We start from the raw sequence: 22,735 nt of genomic DNA on the forward strand, positions 1-22,735 counted from the left end.
CGAGATGATGCAGCGGCTGCATGCGGCTGCCATACCACCCACGTGACCTGGACCGAGAACCGGTATGGCCGGATGTCATCTGTTTGCCGCTTTTGTGGTCTCGCTGCCTAGTATTCCGAAACGTGCATTGCGAACGGAGTCCGAATCCGTGTGGCCCTTCGATGGCTCGGACCATGGCGCATTTTGAACGATCGCATCAGCTCCGCCGAGGCACTCTCCAACAAATAAGAGGAGCCCACTTGTCTGTATAGGCGCCTTTTCCGGACAACCGACCGTCTCGTTTAATTGTTGAGAACGGAAGACTATGGCGGAATCGGTTAATTAGTTGTGCGGGAACAATACGGGAACAACCTGGGGAGGAAACCATCCCAAATGATCCCAAACAATCCTAAATCGGCAGTGCACAACAGCTTTCGTTTCAATAGAGTCCACTGATTCCAGACGGCTTAGGTCCATTGGTAGGGGCCCTGAAAAGGCCGGCGCCGGCGGTTCGATCCCGTCTCTGGCCACCATCTAAATCAATAACTTAGAGCAAAGCGGCCAGTAAAAATTTACGAGGCCATTTTCATTCTTTGTTCTAAGTGATTGAAATTATTGAATGAAGATGTTCCCGTATTGTTCCCATAAGCATGAAATACCTCCGATTGGCGCTTCCATTACCGATGAACGAGACTTCGCGTGAACGGGCAACTCTCAAAACCCTTGCGATACAGGCAACCGAGCCAACGGTGGTCCAACTTGGCTCGCTAGCACATTGTGCTGGTTCCTATCTGAGTTCGTAGACCAATGTTTCATTTGACCGACTTGCATCAATTCCAAGGACCAGAATATGGAACAAATTCTCGCGGTAAGTCGTATTTCCGAACCTGACTATAAGCGACATCCCAATCTCACGCGGTGTAAGAAGGCTGCCCTTGTGCCGCTCCGCTTCATAAAGGTTTTCCATCATATTGCGATTCCACTCCCCCTCCCATAATTTGCGTGCTGTTTGCCAATCACCACCGCCATGAATGGCCTCGTGTTCCCACTGGGGCAACTTCACCGTTACCTTGTGAATTTCGTTCCTCCCAATCCCCCGTTTTTTGAACCATGCCCGATATTTCTTTTCTTTTGGCAAGATATGGTGCTCGGGTGCCTCGGCCATTCCTGTGTAGGAGCGCGTTCCGCGCTGTATGCTCCGTTCTTCGAGGCCCTCGCCTAATAGTCCTTCCCAGGACTTATCCCGCGGCGTTGTGACTTGTCTTGGCCGCTTTCCGCCAACTGTTGGCTTACCAGTCGCCGGGTCAATGGGGGGTCGTTTGATCTCGCCGCCGCGCGCCAGATATTCCTCTATTGGATTGGTCGCGGCAGGCGCGGTCGGGACTTGGGATGGCGCTATCGCAGTTAGTGATTTGTTGCCTGGCAGGGTTGCCTTGGAGCCGGCACCTTTGTTGATTGTTAGCTGGCTGCGAAAAGATCAAACCGGGTAGCCGTGCGTATTGATCACCGACATCCGTTACACCGATGCCGTTGGATTCGTCAGAAGGAACCTCTTTAAGTCGTTCGTAGTTGTGCGCGAGCGCGAGCACGATCACCCATGGCTCGGAAACTGTATAGCCCTCAAAAACATAAAGCGGATCCATTGATGCGATGCCAACTGCGTCCGCTTCATGAGCGAGAGCGAAATCGGTAACCTCGGCGGAGAGTTGGTCGGGCGGGGCTTCATTCCTTACCTTGGCTACCGGCAGGAGTTCGGGATAAGTGTTGGCCGCAAGAAACGCTGGACCTGCACCAGGACATTTGCGGGAGCTCTGGCGGGCTACAATTTGCAACTCACCCCATGGATGCTGATCCGGCGGATGCCAGAAAAAGGGTGACGGCCTACGAGGCACGGTTTCCCCGAGGCCATTGATCGGGTTCCCAGACACTTTCAGCAATGCGAGAGTCTCTGGTTTAGGCGAATAACTTTTCCGCCTCGGGCGCCTCGGATTGGAAGTCGCTGACATAACTCGAACAAATAGCAGTCCCAGTGTAGGACAAGTCTTTCGGCGGCGATATCGATCGAAAGTTTGAGATTGTATTGGTAGAAACAGTCCTAATGACGACGGGCTGAGCCGATATAACCCTGCTCAGCCAACATTGCAGCACGCTGTCGATAGAAATCCGGATCATCTGGAGTCCATGCGGCGAGTCCATCGACATATCGATTCATCATGCAAAAATTTGCGGCGATGAGAACAGTGTCGTGAATCTCGAGATCTGTTGTACCTTGCGCGCGTGCCTGTTCTATGTTCTCGGTGGTGACATAGTTTCCGCCCTGCCGCACCTTGCCCGCGATAACAAGGAGTGACTTCAACTTTTCCGAGATAGCGGCTATCGAGAAATTGGCTTTAACCTGACAAACCAGCTCCACGTCTCCTCCCATGTAGTGGGCCGCGAGAGCTCCGTGTATTGTCTGGCAATATTGACATTCATTCTCAGACGAGACAAACGTGCCGATCAGTTCCCGTTCGGCACGCGTCAATGTACTCTCGCCGCGCAGGAGGATCTCTGCAAGCTCGCTGAGAGGCTTGGCCGTCTCAGGGCGATACATCATCGGGCCGCGAGGACCAGCCATTCCTTCCGATAGTGGAATATGCGCCATAGAAGTTTCCTTTCTAACTAATTAGATCGCCGGATCCGGCGCCGAGAGTTGGCTCAGTGTATTGTCAGACTTCGATTTAAGTTGAGAGATCTCGCCATAACGTGGAAGCAGAAACATAACAAGGCACGGCACCAGAGCGGGAATTGCGAGAAGCTGGATGGTCAAAGGACGATATGAACCAAGGACATCGAAGACTCTTCCCAGAATGATGGGGCCAACCGCACCGCCTACGGCGAAGGCTGTCCAGGTAAGAGCGTACAGGGTTGAAAAGTGTCTCAGGCCAAAGTAACGGCTCAACAGGTAAGGCGTCACATCGCCTTCGCTGCCCATGCTGAACCCGATCAGGATGGCCGCGGTAATGCCAGCGGCCAGTGTGTTGGCGATCGAAAGAAGAAGAACGCCGGAGACGGTTAATAAGAGCATGATCTGCGAAACGCGTGGCCCAAAGAACCGGTCCAGGAATGCCCCGGTTACGAGACGGCCGACAATTCCCGAGCCGCCAATTGCTGCAATGGCATAGGCAGCTCCGCGTGGGGAGACACCACGATCGGTGAGCAATGCGGAAAAATGTGCGATTGCTCCGTTCACACTGATCGAATAAAGAAAGACGGTCAGGAGGAGTATCCAGAATATGCGCCCACGAACAACTTTGCGTACTGATTCTCCCGAGTGCTCAGTATTGCTCTGCGTGTCGATTATTCGTTGTTCCCGTACGAAAAGGGCCGTCAGAGGAAATCCAACGATGAATGCGAGCAGTCCGACTCCGGCGAAGGCGATACGCCATCCATAATTTGAAATGAGCGACTGCGTGAGAACTGGTAGCAGCATGGCTCCGCAACCGCCCCCTGCAAGCATAACCGCCAATGCCATGCCTCTCCGCTGGACGAACCAGCTTGCAATAGCTCGCGAATATCCGAGATAAGCCGTGCCGTTGCCGACAATGCCCAGCACCAGGAACACTGCATAGAAGTGAGCAATGTGACTCGTGAGGAGCGCCAGCGATGTGAATGCAGATGAAAAAAGAACGATGCACGGAAGAATGACGCGCCGGGGACCGTACCGATCGAGCAGAATCCCAAGTCCCGGCGAGCACACGGCTACAGTCAGCGCCGCTATGCTGAATGCAATGGAGATCGATTCGCGGTGCCAGCCGAAGGTGGAGGCTAGAGGCTTGAGATAAAGTCCGAAGGTATATGGCACGACGGCCGCAAAGCTGACCATGACGCCGAAAAATCCGGCAAGCACCACCTTCCAGCCGGGATAACCAAAGCGGAACTCCGGATCGATCTTGTTCTTAGGTCCTGTCATCGCTTCACCTAGAAAATTACTTTGAGCGCAAACTGCGTGAGCCGAGCCGGGCCAGCTTGCAGAATTCTTCCGAAATCAGCTGAGGCGAGATCGGCGATTGGCAACCCGAAATTCGGATGGTTGGCAACGTTGAAGGATTCCGCTCGGAATTGCAGATGAAATTTTTCTGTCAACTCAAACATCTTGAGTGCGGAAAGGTCGACGTTGGCAGATGCAGGTCCGCGCGATGCGTTTCTGCTCTCATTACCAAACTGCCCGGCCTGTGTTTGCGGATTGAGCCGTTGGAAAGAAGAGCGATCGAGCCATTGCGCTACTGTATGCAGACCGTGGCTGGGATCCCCGATGAGGTTCGGACGGCTGGCAAAGAAACCAGAGATCGGAGGCGCCGATGCCTGTAGCGAAACGTTGGTGCTGTCATACACCGTGAACGGCGGCGCGGAGTTGGCATTGGCGATCCCATTCAACTGCCATCCGTCAAGCAGGAGCTTTGTGATGCCTTGTGTCTTGCGGGCGAATGGAATCTCCCACGTTGCGCTGGCCACGAACCTGTGTCTCGCGTCGAAGATGGATGGGCCATGCTCAGCCTTGAGATCGAATGGATTCTGCGCGAGGTCGTTTTCTCCGCTAAGCGGCTTCGCTGACGCTCCCTGAAGGTTCATCGCCGAGAGATAGTCCAGCGTCTTCGACAACCAATACGACACGTTGAACGATATTCCGTTGTTGTATTGATGAGAGAGGCTAACCTGACCTGCGTTGTAAGTCGAATTCTGCCCATAGGTGAGCTCTGCGATGGTTGCATACATGCAGGGGCCCCCATTCGGTTGGCAGTTCGCATACATGCGACGGCGATCGGCATTCTGCGCGGTTGCGCCCGGACCATACACTGCGGGATTGGCGTCGATATTGCGCGGCAGATGCGTACCCTTGGTGCCCACATAGCGGACCTCGAGCACGTAGTTCTTGAAAAGTTCGCGCTGGACAGAGAGATTCCAGTCCTGAGCATTCGATGGGCGCGACTTTGTATCCATCACGAACGGTGTCGATGGGCTTAGGAAGGTATTCGGTGCTGGAATCGGCACGTTACTGTAGGGAGCGGTAAAGTTCAATGTCGGAGGGGTGATCTGCTCGAACTGTGCCCATGGAAGAGAACTGATTGGCTCCTGCGAAGTCACGCCGGATCCGTTGGCGAAAGGGTCATAGAAGATTCCATACGCCGCACGAATCGACCACCGGCCCTCTCCTGTTGGATCCCACACAAACCCAATACGCGGCATGAAACCTTTGTAGTAGCTCGGAGCAATACCGCTCGAAACTCCGGGGTCGCCTGGGAACAATACTCCGGTCGGGGCATCCGGCATCACATGCGATTGAACGCCGGGAATAAACGCATTTAATCGATTGCGCGTCTCTGTGTTGGGATTGATGATCTCGTAGCGAAGGCCATAATTGAACGCGAACCTCGATCGAATGTGCCACTCGTCCTGGTAATAGACACCCATCCCCCAGTTGCGCACATAGCGAGTGAAGTCCCCGCGCCCCTGATAGAACACGACCGGGCTGCCAAGCAGGAGATTAGCGAAGGCATCGTTCGTTGGAAAAGTGGCCGCGAAGATAAAGAACGCATTCGGCGCAATCGACTGAAACAGATTCATCTGGTTACGGCGGAATTCGCCTCCAACCTTGATGGAGTGATTCCCATGAAACCATGACAGTCCATCATGGACCTCATATGTATTTTGCACTGAGGTTCGAGGGCCAGTGATTGCACCGCCGATAGGCGAATAACCGCTTAGGTTGAAGAAGGGTGGCCCCTGCCCGATAGCTGAAGCGGAATCATAGTCAAATCCCAGCACTCGTGGCGGTGTCTTGTTCAAACGCTGATCAAAGAGAAACTCGTATCGAAAAAACGAGGCTTCCAGAGCATTGGTCATCGACGAAGACAAGAGATAGGTATTCGATCCTACAAGAGAGTGTGCCGTGTAATCATCGCGCGTGGGATAGCCGGGAAGATCCGATCCGCGCACAGATACAGGGTTAATGTTGTACCCAGTAAAATAAGAGTAGCGCGCGAAGTATTGGCTCTTGTCTGACTGATGGAGATCGAGACGAATCCCAACCTGATCGTCATCGTTCGTGCCGACTACAGTCGCGGTATAAATAGACGGCGTTACGTTTCCTGCCGGATACAGATTCGCAACATTCATCGAAACAGGATTGATATTGCTCGAAGGAATTTGATTGTTCGGGTAAGGGATGCCACCGGCAGCGAAATTGATCAGCGGATATCCCAGGCCGGAGAAGTTCCCAGCCTTTTCCTCTTCAGTTGGAACGGTCGCCGAAGTCGTAATCCCCTGGTGATTGCGGAAGCCCTCATAGTAGGTAAAGAAGAAGAGCCGGTCGGTACGAATCGGCCCACCCACGGTTGCGCCAAACTGGTTCTGCTTTAGAGGCTCAACTTTGGGTGAGAAGTAGTTGCGCGTATCCAAAGCATCGTTGCGAAAAAACTCATAGGCTGTCCCATAAAAGTCATTCCCCCCGGCGCGTGTCACTACGCTGGTGGTCGATCCAGTATTCGCTCCGTATTCCGGAGGCGCGGTATTTGTCAGGATACGAAATTCCGCAATCGCGTCCACCGGAATTTTTAGCGCGAATCCTCCATCCATACGATTCACATTCTGCGCACCATCCAGAAGGAAGTTATTCGCCTCCGGTCGCTGTCCATTTACGGCATACGACTGACCGGAGCGCAATGAGCCTCCTTCTGTCGTCAGGCCAGCGGAAAGAGGCGCCACACCTGCCTGCAATAATCCAAGCTGTGCGAAGTTGCGGCCATTCAAAGGCAAGTCAAGCACTTCTTTGCTGCTGACCACTTTGCCCAGAGTATTCGTCGAGGTGTCGATCGCAGGCGCTGCACCTTCCACTGTGATGGACTGTTGCACGGTGGCCAGCACCAGGGCGATATTCACTTGCACCGTCTGGCTGACGGTAATCTCTATGGGAGATTGCGAAAAGTGCGCGAAACTTGGAGCTTCCGCAGCAAGAGAATAGTGGCCGACATTCAGCAGAGCAAAGCGATAGCGTCCATCTGCATTCGATAGCTGCGTGCGAACAGAATTTGTCTCCAAGTTTCTAATAGTGAGTGTGGCCCCAGGAATGGGCCGGTCGCTGCCATCGATTACGAGGCCTTCCAGAGTACCGACTGCGTCCTGAGCATAAGCAGTGGAAGAGAAAAATGCAGCCAGCTGGACGATGAGAAAGATACCAAGCAAGAAGATGTAAGCGGTACGTAGTCTGACGCGATAACTCCGCGGAAGTTTTACAGACATGGAATTGGCCTCGGAAAAAGGTAAAGACCGGATAGCTCTGGATCGGCCTCTCTGGCCGGCATCTGCTTACGAATGCATTGTCACTATTGGTCTGTGTGCCACCTTAAACAGTAGTTACGGAACTGTCTTCAGTCCTAGGATGGGAATGGATGTCCACCAATCGGTGGAATGCGGATACCTTCGCGGCTGTTACGGCGAAAGATGATGCCTCCCCCTAAAGGTTGAGCTGCGAGCCAATCTTAAGACGGTTGCTAGGTGCCTCTTATTTCGATGACGATTACTTACCATTTGAGATTAGGATGGAAGGCATTTTTTCTTCATGCAGACAGACCTGGGCCGACAGGATGTGATAGTGATTGGCGGCGGCCTGGCTGGCATGGCAGCTTCCATTCATCTCGCGAAAGCTGGCTTGAAGGTCGCTTGCATTGAGGCCACCCCAGAAAACAACGTTATCGTTGGTGAATCACTGGACTGGTCTGCGCCAGAATTGCTGAAGGCTCTTGGTCTCTCCATGGAGCATTTGATCGCAGAAGAAATCGCTACATATAAGCGACACATCATTCTGGATATAGGCGATGGCTGCAGACAGGAATATGTGCCTTCCGAGTGGCTGGGAAATTCTCCATGGAATGTCGAACTGCGCACATTGCATGTCGATCGCGTTCGCTTAAAGAAAGCGTTGCGCGAGATTTTGCTTGCTCACGATGTCGACACATTCCGTGACAAAGTATTCGAGGTGGAACGCGACGGAAAGCGCATCATCGCTTTGAAGACTGAGAGCGGAAAGCGATTCGACTCCCGCTGGTTTATAGACGCTTCTGGTTGTGTAACCAGCCTGTTGCCGCGTCTCTTCAATCTCCCTGTGCGCGAATACGGCCCAAGCAAAGTAGCTGTGTGGAATTACTTCCATGTCGCTGACTCGATCGAAGGAACGACACTCTATGCCGACGGCAACCAGCCAGGTTACATGGAATGGGTCTGGGAGATTCCTATCCAACCAAAGCTCATCAGTGTTGGATATATTTGCACCGGCGCTGCAATGAAAGGTATGCGCCAACAGAAAAGAACTGTAAGCGAGATCTACACGCAAAGACTCAGCGAGATTCCGCGCTTCGCATCCGTGCTGTCATCGGCGATCGGCCTTTCCCCGCAGGTTACATCGTTTCGCTGCCGAGTGCACGGAAAGATCGCAGGTCCCAACTGGCTGGTCGTTGGAGAAGCCGCTGCGATGGTAGATCCGATGACCTCCAATGGTGTAACCGCTGCGCTGCGCTCCGCTTCAGAAGCATCCAGCCTGATTGTTAAATATTTTCAGCATGGCCGATTGCCGCTGTTCGCCCGCACATCCTATAGTCGGCGCGTACAAGAACTGGCGAAGTTCTTCAACAGCGGGATCGAGAGAGTTATTTACGACTCACCGATTAGAAAGCGGATCGGAGTCGTGAATGCAGGAGACGTCTACACGGTTCCCGCCTGGAGCATGAACGCTCTCTATGCCCGGCTGCAGCCGGTTGGCCTGATCTCTACGGGTCTATTTACTTTGGCCCTCGCATCGCTGCGAGCCGCTGCGTGTATCTTTTACTGGCTCTGCCGCAGTATGCCCTCCGCGGAGTCCGCCTCGTGACTTGCAATGGAGCTACGTCATGTATCTAACCCGTTGCGGTTCCGGAGAGCCTATTCTCTTCATTCACGGAATGCCAACCAACGGTCGACTCTGGAACAAAATCATCGAGCGACTCTGTGGTCGCTATACCTGCTTTACCGTCGACCTACCAGGATTGGGCAAGACCCCCCGGGCGCAATACGGCCCTGAATATCTACGGAAATTAGCTGAACAAATTGAAGCCCTGCGTCTACAAAACGGCATCGTTAAGTGGCATGTTGTCGGTCACGATGCCGGGTCCGCCGTGGCAGTCCATTACGCTCATTTTTTTCAACCTCAGGTTGACTGCATGGTTTTGCTTTCGCCTGCATTGTTTCCCGAGCTTGAACCATATTTCCTGATCGAACCACTGCGCACTCCAGTGCTCGGCGAGGTTCTTGCGCCAGTGGTACAGGCTCTGTTCTGGAAAATTGCAATGCGGCGTGCTATCGGAGATGAACCGAGTGGAGCGGAAATGGTCAACGAGTTCCACGCTCCATTTACAGGCCCGGCAGGTCCATGGCGATTTATGAAACTCATGCGCTGGGGCAAGCCCTCACAACTTTTGGCACAAGTGCCTGCGTTTTTGCCACAACTTTTAATGCCAACGCTCATCTTTCAAGGCTCCCACGATGCAGCCATTCCGGAATCCTTTGCTCGCCGGGCAGCTTCACTTCTCCCAAATGCAGGCATGGTGATGCTTGATTCGGGACACTTCATTCCCCTTCATCAGCCAGAGTCAGTCGCAAGCAGTCTTGTGCGTTTTTTTGAAACGCGATCCCCACAGATGAGCGAATACTTTACAACATGACTGACATAGGTCATGTATATATCTGTTGCGAAACATACCGTAAGAATCATGCTCTCTATCTTGCATCTGAATCAATGGTTGACGAAACCATCGGGCTGATTCTTCGTAGTGTCTAGACTAGCTACGATCTTCACTTCAATGAGAGCGAGAAGACTACCATTTCGAATCTGAATATCAGGGCGGCCGAACTTGCCATGGTCGATTTGTGTTTCAATGTGGTCCCATGCGATTTCTGAAGAATCAAAGTCAGGAAGAATGAGCTTTAGGAACGGAGCCCGGAAATCGTCAAATCGTAGAAGGTTACAAAGCAACTCCGTAGTGGAGTTCTCGTCGGTCACGATGTTATGGAAAACGTTCTGAACCCGGGGCATGTCCTCTCCTGGTTTGGCGAGGTTCTCATATCATGAGTGTCCGGCACAAGACCCGTTCCGGAATGATCAATGCGGTAACTGCCTGGTCCTTTTATTGACGGCTTCTTCGCCGTCTCTTTTCAATTTATTTCAGAATCGAAGCTGCAAAATCGGGATGTACGAACGGTCTAGGAGTTTGATACATGCAGGACGATATCGCTCAGTATGTCGACATGACGATGGAAGAATTGAGAGAGTTTGTGCGAACGTCGCCGTGGACGTTCGCCCGAACCATGCCAGAGACGCCGCACGAGTATACCCTCCGCTCGAAAGCACCGGACGAAAACTGTTCGAGCGCGTGGTGCTCTACATTCGGCAAGTCGGATACAAAGCAAAATATGACTCCGTCACCTATACCTACCTCAATATAGACGGCTGGAAGTACTGGGACGATGGGAGCCTCACTCGGACCACCGGAAGTTACGATCCACAGATCCACACAATCCTTATCAACCGGGCCCAAACTGAATCCGGCTCCCCCGGAAATAGATGTGTCGAAGATATAGGTATTCGAACCCACGGCTGTCATAGCGGACGGGCCTAAGGGTTGACCGGGTCCGTAGCACTCCAACTTTCCACTGGGATGGTTCTAAAACCCTCTCGATTCTAGAGCTGTTTCAGCGAGAGCCTTCTCGAACAGATAACCTCTCCACGCGCACAGAACATTGGAAATTATGTGGTAGCCGTCATTGCTTCATTAAGTCAAGCGCGACACTCCAAATTGCACAAAGGCCGACGGCCTAATGAGCGCAATCCCGGACTACGAGGCGACGATGGTCTGCCACAAAACCGCGGCAGTTCCGATCGGTACGCCATTTTCTTTTCAGACCCTTACACGCCGGATCCCAGCGGCCAGCAGAGGGCTGAGGAAGTCACGTTTCCTCGAATTTTCCCACACCCGCATAGAGGTGGCCCTTTCCGAGCACCTTTGATCTGGATAGCTTCTTTTCATGGTATTCATTTGACTCGCATGTCGTATTGATAAACAGGCTGGCGTCGGTTATTGAGCACTGTATGTGTTTGATCGAACTGGACTTACAGAAGCGAGAGCTTCAGTCAGAAGGCGCGGCCAACGCCTTAATAGAGGGTGCGCTTGCGGCACCGCATGATCTGAACCTTCGGCATCGGGCCATCGGAGACGTCTGCCCATGAGATCCAGTCGTATTCATTGCAGGCTGGCGTCGCTCATTAAGCGTCCGCATTTTCAACATCCGATTTGACTTGCAAGAGTACTAGAATTCAGGCGATGAGGCGCGACCAATACACGACCACGGCGCCAGGAAGTCAAGTTACTGAAAATAAAAAGCATTCTTAAAAAATGTAAAAGGCCTCCGATATCCGGAGGCTTTGTTCGAGGTCTTCTAAGCTGTTGATTATAAATGGTGGCCAGAGACGGGATCGAACCGCCGACGCCGGCCTTTTCAGGGCCGCGCTCTACCACTGAGCTATCTGGCCTTGGGAGCTTCCAAGGACACGCAGTTTCAACCCTGCAAACCGCGCGTAAGGATGTCTGAGAAAAAGGAAGGCCAAGCCGGAACCGGCTTGCGGGCAACAACCTGACGTCAAACAACCTCAGCTAGTATAGCAAAAACTCACCATGTCGCACGCACGCTCAGCCGCTGATATCCCGTTCCCTGCGGGAAAGTAATTTTCAGCCTCTGCATGCCCACATCACCTGCACCAGCAATCAACTTCCCGCCTTCGACTTGTATCGCACCATGTGCGCCGTTCACCCGCAATGGCAGCTCATATTGGCTGTCTGCCTGCCCTTCCAGCTCGAGATGCAGCGAGTGCGCATCCTCCTTCTGGCTCAGCACCTTCAACTGCGCCGTGCGCGAACCGGGCAAAGGCAGCTCGTGCGGAATAGCGATCTCCACCGCAGGCAGAGGAAGGCGCAGCTCGCCATCTTTTCCCGTCTTACCATCGCGGCTCACCAGCCTAACCTGGCTACCGCTTGCCTTAACGAGAAGAGACGCTCCATCACGACGAAAAACAAGATCGACTGAATCTTTGCCCACCGCAACATGCCGCAGCGTCGCCTCATTCCAATCCGCAGGCAAATGGGGATCCACCATAATACTGTTCTGCATCGCATCAGGAGTGACGCCAAATAGCCCGCGAATCGCAGGCGTCAGAACCATCGCCGAAGACCACAGCTGGTGCGTCGTGCTTCGCCCGAACGGCGAGAAGTACGCGCCCGAAAGCAGCTCCGTCACCGCGCCCAGATCCTGCGACCAGGTCAATCCAGCATTCTGCATCAAATGCGCATAACCTGAAAGCGTTCGGCCCGTGCGGTACTCAGCTAACGAGGCCCATCCGGTAAACAGCGGCCACACCGAGCCCTGGTGGTAGCTGATCGGATCGTAAAAAGCCTCATGCTCGCCCAGATCACGCAACCCCCAGTCAGTAGAAAACTCACTCGACGCCCACCGCTCAAACATCGCATCCGGCTGTTTCAGCGCGTAATGCCCATCCCACCATGCAATCGACGGATAGATCGTCGCCGTCTTATCCAGCGATCCATCCGTATTGCGGCTGAAGGCATACATCGGTCCGGCATATTCCTTCTCAATCGTGCTCGCGATCTTCTGAGCACGCGCTTCTGCTGCGCTCGCTTCATCCTTCTTATGCACGACGTCGGCAAGTCGCGCATAAGCGCCGCTTGCCTGCTCGTCGAGCGCCGCCAGATACACTTCCTGGTGCGGCATGCCTGAGGGCCAACTCTCCACCCAGCCCGTGCCCTGCGAATTGTCGTAAATGCCGTCGCCATCCGTATCGTGCGTGCGCTCAAACTGCCAGGCTCTTTCGACAGCATCCCAATGCTGCTCAAGAAAATTCTTATCGCCGCTGGCATTCACATAATCTTCCATCGCCGTCAGGAAGAGCGGCGTCGCATCAGCAGCAGCATATTCATAAGGCATCTTCTGCCAGTCAACTAATTCCGCAGTTTGCGAATACTCGTGCATGATCTTGCCATCGTCGCGCTGCCGCTTGATCAGAAACTCCAGGGCCTCTCGCGTCAGCGCAAAATCTCCATAGCCATTCACGGCAAAAAGCGTGTACAGCGTATCGCGCCCAAAAAACCAGCCAAAGCCGGGCCGGTTCGAATCGCCAGAAGAATAGAAGCCGGCCACAAGGCCGACCTCACTTCCATGGCGCACTCTCAGCTGATCGATCGAAAGCTCAGCCCACTTCATAGCCTCATTGAATTTTGCATCCGGAGTCTCGGCGACAAGCCGCTTGTCGAAGAAGTGCGCATAGTAATCCGCCGTCTTCGCGTAAAGCTGCGCAGCATTCGCATTCAGTCGCTCCAGTTGTGCGGCCAGTGCAGCTGGCTTGGCGCTCTCCGCGTTGTTGCCGACAGCAAGCAGCAAAGGAAAATACCTTCCCGCATCGCGTTTCGGATCAAAGCTCAGAATCAACTGCGTCGGCCACACCTTCGGACGCTCTTGATACGGCGCAAGAATCCCCGGCTGCGTGCCGGGCATTCCAATCGCTGCGGCGAGGTCCTCCGCATCGGTATGCAGAATGTAATAGCCACTCTCACCTCGCTTCACCCATTCCGGTGACGGCGTGTTGAAATTCGGCGCCGGCCACATGCGCTTGACCTCCGGCGTGAATGAGAACGTAAGCTTCACCGGCCGCACTGAATCGATCTGGAAGAGCGCCATCACGCCGGTTCCGTTCGTATCGCATGGCGTGGCGAAAAGAATTTCGCGCACAGTAAAAGCAGCGTGAGAATAGGTGATGGTCGCATGATCGGGCGCGACTTCAATCTCCGCCGCCTGCTCGTTCACATCAATAGGAACGTCATAGTCCGCAAGCTGCGCCTCGATACGGAAATGGCTGAGCAGCTTCACGGGAAAAACCCATGCCTCAAAGCTGCCGTCCTGCTGGCCCACCAAGGTGCCGCATTCTCCGGCAACTGTGAATGGCTTCAGCGCCTCAGCATGACTGCGAATCGTCAGCTCATTCGACGCGAGCGGGAATTGCGGAATAGCCTGCAGCTCCTGCTGACCTGAGGCCGTGAGAACCGCGAAAAAGACCATTCCCAACAAAGCAAACCGATACCATACACTTGTCGCACACTGCTTTTGCATTCTCAGCCACCCAAAAGGACTATCGTAATGGCTCGCGCCCGCTATCGTCTTCTGCTGTTTCTTGCCGTGTGCTTTTATCTGAGCTCAGCCTATGCGCAGACGCACGATCTCAGCGCAGAAACTCGCACATCGCACGCCTTTGAAGAAGCGCGAAAAGAAGGCCCCGAAGCACTGCGCGCGTTTCTCTACCAGATGCCGAAGGGGGCTGATCTGCATGTCCACCTTTCGGGCGCAGTGTATGCAGAATCCTTTATTCGCGCCGCCGGCGAAGACGGATTATGCGTCGATCCGGCAACACTCGCCTTTGCAAAACCAGCTGCGGATGCTTCCTGTAAGTCCGGTGAAATAGCCGCATCTGCCGTGCCGCAAAATCAGAAGCTCTATGACGAGCTGATCGACTCTTTCTCCATGCGCACTTTCGTTCCGCACACCGGCGACTCCGGCCACGACCATTTCTTCGATACCTTCGATAAGTTCGGTGGCACGGACAAGCGGCACGTCGGCGAGTGGATCGACGAGGTGGCAACACGCGCAGCCGCACAGAACGAACAATATCTTGAATTAATGGAGACGCCCGACTTCAAGCCTGCCGCGGCTCTGGCAGCAAAGGTTGGCTTTCATTCCAATTTCGCCGAGTACCGCGAGTTGCTTCTGGCGCAGGGCTTCCGCGATTCCATCCCGGCGGTAAGAACTTACTTCGACGGCATTGAGGCGGCGCGGCGCGAGCGCGAATACTGCGATACAGCGAACGCCACTCCTGCGTGCAAGGTTGAGGTTCGCTTCGTCTATCAGGTGCTGCGTGGGCTTCCGAAGGAGGTCGTCTTCGCGCAGATCCTTCTTGGCTTTGAGCTGGCCTCTGTCGATCAGCGCGTCGTCGGCTTCAACCTTGTTCAACCGGAAGATTGCTACGTCTGCATGACAGACTACCGCCTGCACATGCAGATGATCGACGCGTTGCACGCGTTATATCCCAATGTCCACATCAGTCTTCACGCCGGAGAACTGGAGCCGGGCATGGTAACGCCCGACGGCATGACTTTCCATATCCGTTCAGCAGTCGAGCAGGGCCATGCCGAGCGCATCGGCCACGGCGTCGATCTGATGTATGAAACAGATCCCTACGGCCTACTGAAAGAGATGGCGGCAAAACACATCATGGTCGAAGTGAACCTGACCAGCAACGACGTCATCCTCAATATGAAGGGCGACAACCATCCGTTCATGCTGTATCGCAAGTTCGGCGTGCCGGTCGCGCTTTCAACGGACGACGAAGGCGTCTCGCGCATCGATCTTACGCACGAATATGTACGCGCTACTGTTACATATCCGCTCAGCTATCGCGATTTGAAGCTAATGGCCCGCACCAGCATCGAACACGCCTTCCTTCCGGGTGATAGCATCTGGCAGAAAACCACTCCGGAGAAGCTCGACCAGCCCATCGCCGCCTGCCGTGGACAGCTCGGACACGACACACCCTCCGGCGCATGTGCAACTCTGGTTCACTCCAGCGAAAAAGCGCAGCAGCAGTGGGAGCTTGAACGAAGATTTCACACTTTTGAGGCAAGCTTTTAGAACGTGAGAATCGTTCTCTCTACCTTCGGCACTTTTGGCGATGTCAATCCGCTGATAGCGCTCGCTCTGGAATTGAAGCGGCGTGGACATCAGCCGGTGCTTGCGGTGCCGGAGATGTTTCGCCCAAAGATCGAGCCTCTCGGAATCCGCTTTTCTCCGGTGCGCCCCGATCAGGATCAGAGCAACAAGCAGCTTGTCGCCATGATCTATGACAAGAAGACCGGCACTGAGTATGGGCTGCGCAAATTTCTCTTTCCCGCCCTGCGCCAGAGTTACGACGATCTCCTCGCTGCGGTTGAAGCCGATGGAGGAGCCGATCTGCTGGTCACAGGTGAGCTGGCTTACGCTGGCCCAATCATCGCCGAAAAAACCGGCATCCCCTGGGCTACGTATGTCCTGGCTCCGTTTTCGTTTTTCTCCGCTTACGATCCGCCGGTACTGCCGCCTTATCCCGGGCTTGCGCGGGCCCAGGCTGTAACACCCGGTCTGGGTCACGTCGTGAATCGCTTTGCGCGCCGTGTTACGCGTGGCTGGCCCAAGCCCGTCTACGAATTGCGCCGCGAGCTGGGGCTGGATCGCGGCAAAGATCCGATTTTCGATGCCAAGCATTCCGAAGCTCTGGTCCTGGCGCTTTTTTCCCGAGTCCTCGGCGATCGGCAGCCCGACTGGCCGCGAAGCACAGTCATCTCCGGTTTCGTCTTCTACGATGGCGATGCCGGCCATTCCGGCTTATCCCCGGAGTTGGAAAGGTTTTTAGCCGCAGGACCGCCACCCATGGTCTTTACCCTCGGTTCGGCAGCCGTGCTCGACGCCGGTGATTTCTATGAGCAAAGTGCTCAGGCAGCGAAGCTCGGTGATGTTCGAGCCGTCTTGCTCGTCGGCAACGATCCTGCCAACGTGCCGAAGCTGCCGCTTCCGGAAAACATCTGCATCGCAAAATATGCACCTTACTCGCAGCTTTTCCCGAGGGCATCCGTCATCGTCCACCAGGGTGGAGTGGGAACGACAGCGCAAGCGCTTCGCGCAGGCAAACCCATGCTGGTAATGCCCTATAGTCACGACCAGCCGGACAACGCCCGCCGCATGAAGCGGCTCGGTGTCGCCAAAGTCGTCCAGCGAAAGAATTACACTGCGGAAAAAGCCAGCCGTTTCATTCTGGAGTTACTCCGAAACACCACTTACTCCGTCCGCGCCACCGAAGTTCAGCGCCGGATGGCAGCTGAAAACGGTCTCGAAACGGCGTGTAATGCGCTCGAAAACCTGCTGAACCGCTAACTTTTGCCTCTTTTGAACGTCTAAAAAGCACAAAAGACGAGCCGCAACTCGTCTTTGTGGTCAATCTGTTTTCTGTTTTCGTGCGTCTTAGAGCGGCTGAACGTCCGCAGCCTGCCAACCCTTCGGCCCCTTAACGACGTTGAACTGAACGGCCTGACCTTCTTGCAGACTCTTGAAGCCATTGGAGTTAATGGCTGAGTAGTGCACGAATACATCTTCCCCGTTTTGGCGAGAGATGAAACCGAAGCCCTTTGCGTCGTTAAACCACTTCACTGTTCCTTGTTCCATGTGATGCTGTTTCCTAATTTGAATTGCGCTGGAACAAATCGGAGCCACTACTGGCAGAATCTTGCTGCTGGGCGAGGACTGCTCTTGCCCGGTTCAGTTCTAACGCCACTCCAGTCTACCAGATTCCCGCAGTAACCCAAAAAATGATTACCGACGATTATCTCGGGCCGGATTTTCAAGGCTGGATCGGATTCTTGCTCTTGACTTCGGGTGGGTTTCCACCCTGAAGATAAGTTTTATATTGCGTGTCCACAATCCCCAGATTGCGCGCCAGCCCCAATTTTGCCTGGTTGAATTGCCGTACGCTGTTCACATACTGTGACTGCGCCTGCGCCAGAGTTGATTGCGCCTGGACTACGGGCAGATTGTCGTCTATCCCGGCCTTGAACCGCTCGGTACTCTGCTCGAGAGCAGTATTGGAAAGATCCACACTGCTTCGCGCCACCTGCACCAGCTGATTTGCCGTCTGTAGATCGAGCAGGCTGTCGCGCAGCTGCTGGTCGATTTTGTTTCTTAAATCAGCCATCTGCGAGCGGTAATTCTGAAGCTGCGACTCGGCGACATCGCGATCGCCGCGAAATTTGGCTTCCTGAAAAATAGGGATATTCAGGCTGCCGGCAGCTACAAACACGCCGTGGAAAGGTCCGCCTGAAATACCCTGAACTCCATAGTTTCCCTGGAAATCCAGCGTCGGAAAGCGTTCATGTGTCGCCGCTTTCCGCTCCAGTTCGGCCATCCGGATTTCCTGTAGAAGCGATTGATAGTCTTGCCGGCTGGCATACGCTTCACGCTTGGCTTCTTCGATCGTCAGGACAGAAAGATCGGCAAAAGGTACCGCGTCCGTCAGCTGAATTTGCTGCTCTGGAGCCATGCCAATCTGCCGTTTGAGCGTAATTTTGTCCTTTTCCAGCGTATTTTCAGCGACGATCACTGCCTGCTGCTGCGTCTGGTACTGCACCCGAGCACGGAGTTCGTCCAGATTTGCCGCCGTGCCCGCCATATGCCCTTCATGTGCCTGATATAAAAGGGTTTCGTCGGTCTTCAGTAATGATCGGGCATAATCCAGCTGCGCACTGTCCGCGATTGCCTGCAGATAAATCGTTCCCACATTCAGAACCACGAGCCCGCGCGTCGACTGCGCGCTATAGTAAGCGGATTTGGCTCCGACCTTCATCGCCCGATACAGGTCCCATCCTGCCCAGTTGAAGAGAGTCTGCTTGAGATTGGCCTGCCCCTCGGTCAGATCCACTTTCACGATAAAAGGAAAATTGGCCGCTTCCGATGGCGGTACGAGCGGGGAAAACGAAGAAATCAGCTCACCGCGAAAACCCTGCGCCTCTAAGTTGTACTGGTGAAGCCCTGTGCCACCGGTGATATCGATATTTGGCAGAAGCAGGTTCAGGGTCTGCGAAGCCTGCGCTTGCGCCGTCTGCTGGTTCTGGCGCGCCTCCGTCAGGGCAAGATTGTTCTGAATGCCCATCTGCATCGCGTCGTCCAGTGACAGCTGCTTCACACCCTGGGTTGCGGGAATGGCCTGAACGCTTCCGTAGTACGGATTTGTCGCAGAATTGTTCGGATTGCTTTGCGCGACAGCGCATACTGTCCCCAGACAGCCCGCCAGGGCGGACGCAATCAGCTTATATTTCATCATGGACAAATCAAACTTCCTTGGATTCAACCTTTTGGCTCAACTTTTTAGATTAGCGAGTCTCGCGAAGGTTGCCAAAATACTTCCCGTTTCCTCAGGAAATGTTGCCTTTTTAAATTTCTTGTAAATATGCCGATATAAATAATTGATTTGCCATGGATTCTGGCCCTTGAGATGTGTGGGAAAAGCAACAGTACCACTACTGCTCTCATCGTATCGACAGCGGTGGAAATTTCCATGAAAAATTTCAAAATCCAAAAAATCGACGAACTGGCTTCAGGTGGGTTTCAAGCGCCTGAGCCGGTGCAGATTGGCGGACGAGAGGGAAATTCTGCACGCGGCGGAGAAGAGGTTTTCAAAGACCCGACGGCTGTGGCAGATTTTCTGCGCAAAAATCAGAAGCTGATCGCGATGGGACGCCAAGTAGCTTCGATTACGCACGAAATCAACAACCCCCTTGAATCCATTGCCAATCTTCTGTTTCTTTTAAACGAGGAGCGGGAGCTATCATCAAACGCGAAATCCTATCTTTTGCTCGCCCAGCGGGAACTGGACCGCGTGATACAGATCAGCAAGCAAACGCTGAATTTTTATCGCGATACGCCGAAGCCGGTTGAAGTTCAGATCAGCAAGCTGCTGGATGAAACCTTGCTGCTGTACAGCCGTAAAATTCAGGAAAAACAGCTCAAAATCAGCCGAAAATACGACCCGGGGCAAACCGCCACGGTTTTTCCCGGTGGTCTCAGGCAGGTCTTTTCAAACCTGATCGTCAACGCGATGGAAGCCTGTCCGCGCGGCGGCACCTTATGCGTGCGTGTGCGCTACGCTTCCCGTTGGAGCGATGGAACGCCAGGAGTGCGTATCACCATCGCCGACAATGGCAGCGGCATCGACGCAGCCATCAGGCGCACCCTGGGCAAGCCTTTTCTCACTACCAAAGGACACCAAGGGACCGGCCTCGGCATCTGGGTGACGATGGCGATTCTGCGGCAGCATGGATCCGTCCTGCAGAACCGGTCTTCTGTCCGGCCAGAGAAACATGGCACCGTGTTCAGCATTTTTCTGCCTGAAAACATGCCACCCTCGTCTCAGGAAGATATCTCCGACGAACCAGCCAACTTCCCTTTTGAAGCAGCCAGCTGAGTGCTGGCCTCAACAAAAGAGCCTGCCAATGGCAGGCTCTTTTGTTTTATCTCTGTCCCAGGCTGACAGACTATCGGCTGAAAAGAACTGTTGTTACACTGCGTCAGGCGAAGCGAAATGCTTACTCGTCCTCCTCAGCCGCCGGCTTCTTTGCATTGGCGATGATTTTGTCAGCCAGCAGTTGCGGCACAATGTCGTAGTGGTCCATTTCCATGTGGAAGCTGCCCCGGCCCTGCGTCATTGCCGTCAGGCTCTGGCCATAGGTGAGCATTTCGGCCATCGGCACCTCGGCCCGGATCACTGTGCTCATATCAGCGCTGTCCATGCCCTGCACCCGCCCCCGTCGCTGGTTCAGATCGCCCATCAGGCTTCCGGCAAACTCCTCCGGCGCTTCAATCTCGACCCGCATGACCGGCTCCAGCAGCACCGGTTTTGCCTGCTCCATGCACTTGCGAAAGGCGACTCGTCCCGCCATCTTGAAAGACAATTCATTCGAATCGACATCGTGGTAGCTGCCGTCAAAGACCGTAACCTTGAAATCGACGACCGGGAAACCGGCCAGATAACCGCGCGCTGCGGATTCCTGGATACCTTTTTCGACCGCCGGCACGAATTGACGCGGTATTGCTCCGCCGAAGATGTCGTTTTCAAATTCAAAGCCCGCGCCACGCTGCAACGGTTCGATTTTGATTTTGCAATCGCCGAACTGGCCGTGCCCTCCAGTCTGCTTTTTGTGGCGGCCCTGCGCTTCGGCTCGCCCGCGAATCGTCTCGCGGTACGGCACCTTCGGCGCTTTCAGCGTGACCTCGGTGTGGTAGCGCTTGCGCAGCTTTGACACCAGTGACTCGATGTGGGGCTGGCCCGCTCCTGCAATGAGAAATTCGCTGGTCTGCGGGTCGCGGTAGAAGCGCACCAGCAGATCTTCTTCCATGATCTTGTGAACGGCGGGAGCGAGCTTATCCTCGTCCGCACGCGTTTTGGGCTCGATGGCATAGGTCATCGCCGCCTCCGGCATCGTGACCGGTTCAAAGAAGATGTCATGACCTCTCTCGCCCAGCGTGTCGCCGGTGAATGTGTCGCGCAGCTTGGCTATCGCTCCAATGTCGCCCGCATGCAGTTCGGTGACGGGCACTGCGGTATGCCCCTGCATGACAGCTATGTGCGCGAATTTTTCCGTTCCCTTGCGCGAATAGTTGCAGACCCCGGCGTCGTTCCTCAGCGTTCCGGAAAAAACCTTGAAGAACGAAATGCGCCCGGCAAAGGGATCGGTCATGGTCTTGAAAACATAGAGCGCCAGCGGTTCCTGATCATTCACAGGCCGCATCACGATCTCCGGCTGGCTCTCGAGCACGGCGCCGTTTCCATGGGCAGACATGGGCTGCAGTACGGCGCGCGCTGCTACGGCTTCGCGCTCGACCGGAGCCGGGGTGTAGACCTTCAGAAAGTCGAGCAGGTGATCGGTGGCAACATTAGTGCCACCGCTCGCAAAGAGCACCGGGAAGATGCGATCTTCTCGAATAGCTTCATGCAGGGCTGTAATCAGGTGCTGCTCAGGAATGGTGCCCTCGGCGAAGAACTCCTCCAGCAGCTCGTCCTTGCCTTCGGCGACCAGCTCGACCAGAGTTTCGTGAGCTGCCTTCGCTTCGTTGGCCATATCGGCAGGAATATCGCTGATTTTGCCGTGCCCGTCTCCGTTCGGCGTGTAGAAAAAGGCCTCCATCGTCACCAGGTCGACCACGCCCTGAAATCCCTTGGCATCGATGATGGGCAGCTGGACAGGGATCAGATGCCGTCCATAACGACTGCGTACGCCTTCGAGAGTCTTTTCGCGGTCGGCCCGAGGGTGGTCCATCTGGTTGATCACCACGATACGCGGCAGGTTGAATTCATCGGCGTATTTCCAGACGCGGTCGGTCATGGCCTCCGGGCCGTTGGCGGCGTTCATGACCATCAGCGTGGCATCGACCGGCAGCATCGCCGCACGGGCCTCATGCACGAACATGTGAAAGCCGGGAGTGTCGATGAAATTCACCTTGACGCCGTTCCATTCGGCAAAAGCCACAGCGTTCAACATCGTTGTGCGGCGGGCTATATCTTCTTCGTCGTAGGCCGTGGTTGCCGAGCCGTCTTCCACGCGCCCCATCTTTGGCGTCATCTTGGCGGCATGCAGCAGAGCGGAGACGAGCGTCGTCTTCCCGCTGTGCGCATGCCCCACTACAGCTACGTTGCGAATCTCACTTCCCAGGTAGGTTTTCATGGCCAACTCCTGTGATCGGGTGAAGAGCGATGGATGTGGAATGAATCAGCGGATCAGGGGTTTTCAAGGGGAAGCGCGTGAATGCAGGCAGGGATTTCGCTCGGCCGTCGTTCGCGGCGATCGTACTACGCCGAATCTGCCGTCCATGTAATCCATAGGCCAGCAGGCGCGCCGGAAAACCGGGCGTCTTCAGAGATTGACGATGCTATCACAGGGAGTGTTTGAGCGGAAGCAAACGGCTGCGGCGTCGCTGCACAAAATCCTGTCAAGACCGATTGGGGCTGTGTGGTTCTGAAATGCTCATTGGAAAGGATGATCCTGGCAACGATGAG

General features: G+C 54.6%; 15 protein-coding genes and 1 tRNA gene. 5 read left to right on the forward strand and 11 right to left on the reverse strand.

All coding sequences use genetic code 11. The annotated features are described in order from the left end of the window. Positions 1-766: 766 nt before the first annotated feature. From GSQ86_RS23630 to GSQ86_RS21845, 5 genes are all read right to left on the reverse strand, one after another. Positions 767-1,378, reverse strand: coding sequence for a DUF2380 domain-containing protein (locus GSQ86_RS23630; protein ID WP_371720734.1), 612 nt, complete (start codon positions 1,376-1,378; stop codon positions 767-769). Next, positions 1,284-1,916 carry a hypothetical protein gene (locus GSQ86_RS23635; RefSeq protein WP_254062547.1) on the reverse strand — a complete coding sequence of 211 codons (633 nt, stop codon included), beginning with the start codon at positions 1,914-1,916 and terminating at the stop codon, positions 1,284-1,286. The genes GSQ86_RS23630 and GSQ86_RS23635 overlap by 95 nt, the downstream gene beginning before the upstream one ends. 158 nt (positions 1,917-2,074) lie before the next feature. Continuing rightward, positions 2,075-2,623, reverse strand: a complete 549-nt coding sequence (locus GSQ86_RS21835) for a carboxymuconolactone decarboxylase family protein (RefSeq protein ID WP_158752260.1) — start codon at positions 2,621-2,623, stop codon at positions 2,075-2,077. Between the two features lie 21 nt (positions 2,624-2,644). Beyond that, entirely contained in the window at positions 2,645-3,931 is a 1,287-nt protein-coding gene (locus tag GSQ86_RS21840; protein WP_158752261.1) for an MFS transporter, read from the reverse strand. 8 nt (positions 3,932-3,939) lie between these two features. After that, complete coding sequence (locus GSQ86_RS21845; protein ID WP_158752262.1) at positions 3,940-7,257, reverse strand: TonB-dependent receptor; 3,318 nt, start codon at positions 7,255-7,257, stop codon at positions 3,940-3,942. Positions 7,258-7,576: 319 nt separating this feature from the next. On the opposite strand from GSQ86_RS21845, the gene GSQ86_RS21850 reads away from it, so the two are divergent. Then, a complete protein-coding gene (locus GSQ86_RS21850) occupies positions 7,577-8,881 on the forward strand; it encodes an NAD(P)/FAD-dependent oxidoreductase (protein WP_158752263.1) in 1,305 nt (434 codons plus the stop codon). A gap of 19 nt (positions 8,882-8,900) precedes the next feature. Next, complete coding sequence (locus GSQ86_RS21855; RefSeq protein ID WP_158752264.1) at positions 8,901-9,710, forward strand: alpha/beta fold hydrolase; 810 nt, start codon at positions 8,901-8,903, stop codon at positions 9,708-9,710. Between the two features lie 71 nt (positions 9,711-9,781). Here GSQ86_RS21855 and GSQ86_RS21860 read toward each other — a convergent pair whose 3' ends face one another. The 3 genes from GSQ86_RS21860 to GSQ86_RS21870 form a co-directional block, all read right to left on the reverse strand. Continuing rightward, positions 9,782-10,081: a hypothetical protein gene (locus tag GSQ86_RS21860; protein WP_158752265.1), complete on the reverse strand. Its 300-nt coding sequence runs from the start codon at positions 10,079-10,081 to the stop codon at positions 9,782-9,784. Positions 10,082-11,500: 1,419 nt separating this feature from the next. Next, positions 11,501-11,575 (reverse strand) — tRNA-Phe (locus GSQ86_RS21865). A gap of 137 nt (positions 11,576-11,712) precedes the next feature. After that, a complete protein-coding gene (locus GSQ86_RS21870) occupies positions 11,713-14,220 on the reverse strand; it encodes an amylo-alpha-1,6-glucosidase (RefSeq protein WP_158752266.1) in 2,508 nt (835 codons plus the stop codon). A 27-nt stretch (positions 14,221-14,247) separates the two neighbouring features. On the opposite strand from GSQ86_RS21870, the gene GSQ86_RS21875 reads away from it, so the two are divergent. Next, complete coding sequence (locus GSQ86_RS21875; protein WP_158752267.1) at positions 14,248-15,792, forward strand: adenosine deaminase; 1,545 nt, start codon at positions 14,248-14,250, stop codon at positions 15,790-15,792. A gap of 3 nt (positions 15,793-15,795) precedes the next feature. Further along, positions 15,796-17,067: a glycosyltransferase gene (locus GSQ86_RS21880; protein WP_158752268.1), complete on the forward strand. Its 1,272-nt coding sequence runs from the start codon at positions 15,796-15,798 to the stop codon at positions 17,065-17,067. An 87-nt stretch (positions 17,068-17,154) separates the two neighbouring features. Here the strand turns inward: GSQ86_RS21880 and GSQ86_RS21885 are convergent, their stop codons facing one another. Together GSQ86_RS21885 and GSQ86_RS21890 are read right to left on the reverse strand one after the other, a co-directional pair. Next, the gene (locus GSQ86_RS21885; RefSeq protein ID WP_117300112.1) at positions 17,155-17,355 is read right to left on the reverse strand and encodes a cold-shock protein; all 201 of its coding nucleotides are present in this window, start codon (positions 17,353-17,355) and stop codon (positions 17,155-17,157) included. A 175-nt stretch (positions 17,356-17,530) separates the two neighbouring features. Further along, a complete protein-coding gene (locus tag GSQ86_RS21890) occupies positions 17,531-19,006 on the reverse strand; it encodes a TolC family protein (RefSeq protein WP_158752269.1) in 1,476 nt (491 codons plus the stop codon). Positions 19,007-19,240: 234 nt separating this feature from the next. Here GSQ86_RS21890 and GSQ86_RS21895 point away from each other — a divergent pair, with 234 nt between their 5' ends. After that, positions 19,241-20,146, forward strand: coding sequence for an ATP-binding protein (locus tag GSQ86_RS21895; RefSeq protein WP_158752270.1), 906 nt, complete (start codon positions 19,241-19,243; stop codon positions 20,144-20,146). Between the two features lie 121 nt (positions 20,147-20,267). Here GSQ86_RS21895 and fusA read toward each other — a convergent pair whose 3' ends face one another. Then, the gene (gene fusA / locus GSQ86_RS21900) at positions 20,268-22,403 is read right to left on the reverse strand and encodes an elongation factor G (protein WP_158752271.1); all 2,136 of its coding nucleotides are present in this window, start codon (positions 22,401-22,403) and stop codon (positions 20,268-20,270) included. Positions 22,404-22,735: the final 332 nt, after the last annotated feature.

The sequence above is a fragment of the Acidobacterium sp. S8 genome, from assembly GCF_009765985.1.
In the GTDB taxonomy this organism is placed as follows: Bacteria; Acidobacteriota; Terriglobia; order Terriglobales; family Acidobacteriaceae; genus Alloacidobacterium.